Raw genomic sequence first — 1,678 nt, 5'->3', positions numbered from 1 at the left:
CGGGCTCTGTCGCTCGTTGTGTGAAGGGGTCAGTGTGTGAGCAGGACGCGTTTGCGGAGTAGGTCGAGGCCGGCGCGGCCGAACATCTGCCGTTTGATCATCTTGAGGCGGTTGATGTTGCCTTCGACGGGGCCGGAGCTGTGCGGCAGGATCAGGCCGTTGCGGACGGCGTCGAGGTCTCGGCGTAGGTTGCGGGCGAACCCGGTCAGGGGCGTGAGGGTGTCGTGTTCGACGGCGGTGATCCATTCTTCGAGGCGGTCGCCGTGGCGGCCGGTCATCATGATCGCGAAGGCTCGCACGTGTTTGACCAGCCGGTTCAGGTCTCGGTCGCGGCTGCGAACGTCGCGTAGCTTGATCCTGTCGCGGGGGTCGAGGTGGTCGGGGTGAGTCATGATCCATGAGGTGACCTGGCGCACCGATGGTGGTTTCGGGCCGGGGTGCGGGGCGTGACCGAGACCTTTACGGAAGCGGCGTAGGTATCGCTGGACGGCGAGTTCCCCGCCGGGGTAGCCCTGCTGTTTGATCTCACGGAACAGTTGGGTGGCGTTGCGTTCTCCGTCGTTCCAGCGCTGATGCAGGTAAGCGACGTAGTCGTCGACCAGGTGCGCGCGTTGCTCGATGACGGCGGTCAGCTCCTCGACGCTGGCGACGTTGAGATATTTGCGGACCGTGGCTTGGTGCAGGCCGAGTTTGCGGCCGATCGCCGACTTGTTCAGTCCCTGAGCGGCGAGGTCGTGAACGGCGGTGTGGTGCTCACGAAGGCGGGTCACGATCTTCTTCTCGGGTAGCGGCTGCACCTCGGCGGGCATGGTGTCGTCTGGCGGTGGCGGTGCGGGCGCGACGAGCCGGGATCGATAGACGTTGACGGTCTTCTCAACCGCTTGCCCCAGGTTCTGCCAGAGGTGGAACCGGTCCGCGACCTGCACCGCATCCGGGGCGCCGCAGCGGGCGCCTTCGCCATAGCCGCCAGCGCGGTCGCGGCAGATCACCTGGATTTCCGGGTGTTGCCGCAGCCACGCGGCGAGGCTGTCGCCGTCGCGGCCGTCGAACATGTCAACCGGGCGGTGGCTGGCCATATCGATCAGCACCGTGCCGTAATGACGTCCCCGCCGGAACGCGAAATCATCGACGCCGACGACCGTGATCGGCGTCTTCGGCGGATCAGGTAATGCTTTGACCAGCCGCAGCAACGTGTCGCGACCTGCGGCGGCCCCGATGACCGACGCCAGCCGGGAACCGGCCCGGCCGGCCAGCGCCAGGCCGATCTGCGTGAGCAGGTCGCGCAGCCCCGGCGTCAACCGCGCGTGCGGAGCGGTCAGCCCATCGACCTGTTCGGCGAAGGTCCTTGCCGGGCAGCTGACGTTGTCACAGCGAAACCGCCGGATCTGCACCTGCAGCAGCAACCCAGTCCCGGCTATCGCGACATCGCGCAAGCGGCGCTGATAACGCCCATGCACCCTGCTCGACCGCTGCCGACACCGTCCGCACCGCGCCGTCGCCGCCCGGACCCGACCTGACAGCACCACCACGCCGTCACGCTGCTCAACAACCTCGATCAACAGACCCGACAGATGCGGCAGCAACCGCTCCACAAGCGAACACGCTGGTTATGATCAACGAAAGCGCCGAGCGGGCGACGGAACCGTCCACATCACAAGATCGGCGACAGAGCCAAGGT

The 1,678-nt window shown here is 66.6% G+C and carries 1 protein-coding gene; it reads right to left on the bottom strand.

Features of this window, described 5'->3' with window-relative positions; genetic code table 11:
* Positions 1-29 precede the first annotated feature (29 nt).
* Positions 30-1,592, bottom strand: coding sequence for an ISL3 family transposase (locus tag KBX37_RS33735; protein ID WP_210779868.1), 1,563 nt, complete (start codon positions 1,590-1,592; stop codon positions 30-32).
* Positions 1,593-1,678 lie beyond the last annotated feature (86 nt).

It is taken from the genome of Micromonospora sp. U56, assembly GCF_018070095.1.
GTDB classification, from domain to species: domain Bacteria; phylum Actinomycetota; class Actinomycetes; order Mycobacteriales; family Micromonosporaceae; genus Micromonospora; species Micromonospora purpureochromogenes.
This window is presented reverse-complemented; position numbering and strand designations above follow the sequence as displayed.